The 4,674-nt window shown below is 38.2% G+C and carries 7 protein-coding genes; 2 read left to right on the top strand and 5 right to left on the bottom strand.

Annotated features, from left to right (window positions below; genetic code table 11):
• Positions 1–509: sodium ion-translocating decarboxylase subunit beta (locus NTU69_01670; protein MCX5802235.1), on the bottom strand; the 509-nt coding region annotated here is incomplete at its 3' end.
• Positions 510–539: 30 nt separating this feature from the next.
• The gene (locus NTU69_01665; protein MCX5802234.1) at positions 540–686 is read right to left on the bottom strand and encodes an OadG-related small transporter subunit; all 147 of its coding nucleotides are present in this window, start codon (positions 684–686) and stop codon (positions 540–542) included.
• A 358-nt stretch (positions 687–1,044) separates the two neighbouring features.
• On the opposite strand from NTU69_01665, the gene NTU69_01660 reads away from it, so the two are divergent.
• Together NTU69_01660 and ispG are read left to right on the top strand one after the other, a co-directional pair.
• Entirely contained in the window at positions 1,045–1,395 is a 351-nt protein-coding gene (locus NTU69_01660; GenBank protein ID MCX5802233.1) for a molybdenum cofactor biosynthesis protein MoaE, read from the top strand.
• Positions 1,396–1,441: 46 nt separating this feature from the next.
• Entirely contained in the window at positions 1,442–2,500 is a 1,059-nt protein-coding gene (gene ispG / locus NTU69_01655) for a flavodoxin-dependent (E)-4-hydroxy-3-methylbut-2-enyl-diphosphate synthase (protein ID MCX5802232.1), read from the top strand.
• Positions 2,501–2,539: 39 nt separating this feature from the next.
• Here the strand turns inward: ispG and NTU69_01650 are convergent, their stop codons facing one another.
• The 3 genes from NTU69_01650 to NTU69_01640 form a co-directional block, all read right to left on the bottom strand.
• Positions 2,540–3,118: a CDP-alcohol phosphatidyltransferase family protein gene (locus tag NTU69_01650; GenBank protein MCX5802231.1), complete on the bottom strand. Its 579-nt coding sequence runs from the start codon at positions 3,116–3,118 to the stop codon at positions 2,540–2,542.
• Between the two features lie 9 nt (positions 3,119–3,127).
• Positions 3,128–4,219, bottom strand: coding sequence for an inositol-3-phosphate synthase (locus NTU69_01645; GenBank protein ID MCX5802230.1), 1,092 nt, complete (start codon positions 4,217–4,219; stop codon positions 3,128–3,130).
• 70 nt (positions 4,220–4,289) lie between these two features.
• On the bottom strand, positions 4,290–4,674 hold a 385-nt coding region (locus NTU69_01640; protein ID MCX5802229.1), incomplete at its 5' end, for a fumarate hydratase C-terminal domain-containing protein.

The raw sequence follows: 4,674 nt of genomic DNA, 5'->3' as shown, positions 1-4,674 counted from the left end.
GAGTAAGCTGCAACCGAGCATGCACCTAAGAGATGGGGGGCATACTTGGATGCAACGTAAATAACAGTCGGGCCATCACAGGCACCGATAATCCCGATGGTAACCGAATCCTTATAAGGAAATCCTATAGCTAAGGCAAGGAGCAGTGTCAAAAAAATACCAAACTGCCCCGCAGCCCCTAAGAGAAAGGTGTAGGGGTTTTCGAGCACAGGTCCAAAATCTGTCATGGCACCTATACCAACAAAAATAAGAAGCGGAAATAATTCTGTAATTACACCAGCATCATAAATAATCCTTAAAAAACCATCTTTATCCATGAGTCCAGTAAGAGGGATATTAACCAAGATACACCCAAACCCTATCGGGACAAGAAGTAAGGGTTCGAAGTCTTTCTTAATACCAAGATATAGGAGCATACACCCTATTGCCATCATCACAGGATTGGACCAGTGGAGGTTCAAAAAACCAGCAGCAAGTCCTGATAGTCCACCTAATATTGCATCAGACATAATCAGTTCCTCCTTATTATCATTTAATCACTATCTTTTACCTGCCCCTTCCTCTTCTTTTTTATAAGGGAAAACCTTCTTGAGAGCATACATAACTAAACTGATTACCATAAGGGTTGCAATTGTACCTCCCATTCCGACAACAAGCATTGTCCAACCAAATGTCCATCTATCCATATAAATTACCTCCTTAAACTACAAATAAATTATCAAATTATGTGTGGGCAAATTTTTTTCCTATTTAAACACTCAAAAAATATAGTGTCAAGTGAAATATTTAACAAATATATCAATATTATCAAAATATGTTACCTACTCTTGAAACCAAATTTTTATAACCTGTCATGAGGCTTCTTGACAATCATACTTATCCTGATTTTTACCTTCGAAAAACCTGAAATATATTTAACTCACTTGTAAATCCTTTAAGTCTCAGTTTTCAGTTACCAGTTGCCAGAGGAATACATATTACCCTCCATTCATCCATTGACAAGCAATGGGAAACAGGTTATAAATTGGATACAATGAGCTACAGATGATTTTCAATTGGATCAAAGAAATAAAATCAAAGAGCGCAAAAGAAAAGCTCGGCATGATACTCATTCATAACGGTATAGTGAGAAAAACAGCAAAAAACGGCAAAATTGTTAAAGGAATGCTTTTAACATATAATGATAAGCTTCTTTTAGACATTATTAAAAAATACAAAGTTAGTGATGGAATTGTTGATATAAAGGTATGGATAAATCAGGGTAAGCTCGATATAGGGGATGATATAATGTATGTCCTTGTGGCTGGCAGATTCCGGACAGATGTTTTTCCTGTATTTGAAAAATTAATTGGTGAAATAAAAAATAGAGTGGTGAAAGAACAAGAAGTATTATAAGTAGCGATAGGCAATGCAAATACCAGAAGCATAAGGCATATCAACGATGGAAAGAAAAAAAACAAAAAAGATCAAAATAGGCAATGTCTCTATTGGCGGCAATAGCCCCATAGTCGTACAATCCATGTTAAAAACTGATCCTGAAAACTTTCAGGAAACCTTAATGCAAACAAGGGAATTAAAAAAGGCAGGATGTGAACTTGTAAGGATAGCCCTCCCACAAGAAGATACATGTAAGATCATCCCTTTTCTAAAAAAAGAGATCGACATACCTATTATCGGTGATGTTCATTTTAACCACAAGATTGCATTGAAAGCCATGGAACTCGGGATCGACGCAATAAGAATAAACCCGGGGACAATCAATAATGTGAGAAAAGTAAAAGAAGTTGCCAGTTTTGCCAAAGACACCCGTACCCCCATAAGAATAGGGATGAATATAGGATCCATTGAAAAAAGAATATTAAAAAAGTACAACAAGCCTGATGCAGATGCAATGGTTGAAAGCGCCTTCTATTATGTAAAACTTTTTGAAGATGTAGGATGGACAGAACTAAAGGTATCTTTAAAGGCCTCAGACATATATCAAACAATAGAAGCCTATAAAAAATTTTCAAGGCTATCTAATTATCCCCTCCATGTAGGCATTACAGAAGCGGGGCCTTTATTTTCCGGGGTAATTAAGTCTTCTATAGGAATAGGAATACTGCTGTATGAGGGCATAGGAGATACCATAAGGGTTTCGTTAACTGGCGATCCCGTCTATGAGGTCATTGCAGCCTATCATATTTTGAGAGATATGGGCCTTAGGAAACGGGGGATAAACATAATATCCTGTCCTACCTGTGGAAGGTGCAAGACTAACCTGATTGAGATTGTTGAAGAATTTGAAAAAGACACAAATTATTTTGACGTTCACCTGAATGTGGCAATTATGGGTTGCGAGGTGAACGGACCCGGAGAAGCAAAGGAAGCAGATATAGGCATAGCATTCGGTGCTAATAAAGCAGTATTATTTTCTAAGGGTACTGTCATAAGAACCGGTATACCGAAAGAAATGGCAAAAGATGTACTAAAAGAAGAGATTTATAACATGATAGCGTGAAATTCAGCGATCAGTCCCGCCATAGGCCGGATTAGCGGCCTATTTTTGAAGCCTTTTTACAAACAGAATCCTTTGAATTACTGTAACATGTGTGAATACTGCAAGTACCACAATTACATACGGCAAAAGACCAAAGAATAAACCTATCAATATCAGTATTAATCTTTCCGGTCTCTCCAAGAGTCCGGTATTACATGGGAGAGATGCTGCTTCAGCCCTTGCTTTAGCATAAGGTATTATTGCTATACCGATAGTAGCAACAAATGTTACTGTGGAATTAAAAAGATCACCATGCCTAAAAAAATGAATCAGTATCCCGAGCATTATAGAAAGGTCGGTGTATCGATCCAGGACAGAATCCAGAAATCCCCCGAATCGTGTCACATTATTTGTATTTCTTGCGAGAGCTCCATCCATGAGGTCAAAAAAACCTGAAATCAGAAGTGCTATACCGCCCAGCAACAAGAAATCGTACGCAATGCACAAAAATGCTATAAACCCGAAAAATGTTCCACATAGAGTGAAAATATTCGGGTTTATGACCTTATCTTTAAAAAATAGATGGTAAGTTTTGAGAATTACTGGATCAAGAGAATGACCAATTTTTGAACTTATCAAATACAGTTCCTATCTTTCCCTTTCACCCCTTATAAATTCTTCAACCATGCTCCTTGCAATTTCATCTTGAATCTGCTTTATTGGATGCTTCATCGTATATGCAGATATCGATTCGAGCACCCCACTTACCTTTCTGTCCCTTGCTACCTTACAGCATCTTATTGCATCTATCATACATCCAGCGCTGTTCGGCGAATCTTCCACAGATAACCTGAGTTCAAGATTTATAGGAACATCACCGAAAATTCTCCCTTCTATTCTCATAAAGCATACCTTATTGTCATTCTGCCACGACACATAATCAGAAGGCCCTATGTGGATATTTTCTGAGGAAATTGGTATATCCAACATTGATTGAACTGCCTCAGTCTTTGATATCTTTTTCGATACAAGCCTTTCCCTGTTCAGCATATTCAGGAAATCTGTATTCCCTCCTGTATTTAACTGATATGTCCTGTCTATTTTTACACCCCTGTCACTAAACAACTTCACAAGTGCCCTGTGGATAATCGTTGCGCCTATCTGCGACTTTACGTCATCTCCTATTATTGGAATCCCTTTTTCTTTAAATCTTCTCACCCATGTTTTATCCGATGCGATAAAAACAGGGATACAGTTCACAAGACTCGTCCCGCTTTTCAGACAAGACTCAGCATAAAACCTTGCTGCTTTCTCAGAACCCACGGGAAGGTAGTTGATTAGTATCTCAACCCCCCTCTCCTTAAGTATCTTAACCACATCATCTGGTTTTTTACCTGATACGAGAAAGGTTCTTCCTGCAGGATAATCCTTCATGTGGGGTGAGACACCATCCAATACATGACCCATAGAAACAATCACATTTGATTTCGCTACATCTCTTTTAATAACCTTTGTACAATTTGGAGAGGCAAATATAGCCTTCTCAAGAGGTTTTCCAACCTTTCTTTTATCTATGTCAAAGGCAGCAACTACTCTGATATCCCTGGGCTTATAACCGCATATCTCATAATGCATAAGCCCTATTATTTGATTTTTTTTCTTTGAATAGTAACTTAATCCCTGAATAAGCGAACTCGCACAATTACCAACACCAACTATTCCAATACGGATTTCTCCCATACCAACCTCATTGTGACTTTTGTTACTTTTAAAATATTTGTTTTAAAAAGTCAAAAAAATTCTAGGGTGCTTACTTTTCATACTTTAACATACCCGTCTCATACAAGTCATTCCCATATATGTCATTGATCACAAATAACGGCATATCCTTAACTCCAAGCTTCCTCACAGCCTCAGGTCCGAGTTCTTCGTAGGCTATTACCTCGCAAGATATAACACTTTTAGAGAGGAGTGCACCTGCCCCTCCTGTTGCACCAAAATATATAGCCCTGTACTGCGTTATCGCATCTTTAACTGATTGTGATCTCTTTCCTTTGCCTATCATGCCCTTAAGACCTAAAGAAAGCAATTTAGGGGCATACAAATCCATCCTTGAACTGGTAGTAGGACCACAGGCACCTATCACCCTTCCGGGAGAAGCAGGAGAAGGACCACAATAATATATCACCTGATTT

Source organism: Pseudomonadota bacterium (assembly GCA_026388215.1).
Lineage (GTDB): Bacteria > Desulfobacterota > Syntrophorhabdia > Syntrophorhabdales > Syntrophorhabdaceae > JAPLKF01.
This window is presented reverse-complemented; position numbering and strand designations above follow the sequence as displayed.

Bases quoted from the DNA above. Each gene is read 5' to 3' on its own strand.
- NTU69_01665 (MCX5802234.1), bottom strand. From the start codon at position 686: ATGGATAGATGGACATTTGGTTGGACAATGCTTGTTGTCGGAATGGGA.
- NTU69_01660 (MCX5802233.1), top strand. From the start codon at position 1,045: ATGATTTTCAATTGGATCAAAGAAATAAAATCAAAGAGCGCAAAAGAA.
- ispG (MCX5802232.1), top strand. From the start codon at position 1,442: ATGGAAAGAAAAAAAACAAAAAAGATCAAAATAGGCAATGTCTCTATT.
- NTU69_01645 (MCX5802230.1), bottom strand. From the start codon at position 4,219: ATGGGAGAAATCCGTATTGGAATAGTTGGTGTTGGTAATTGTGCGAGT.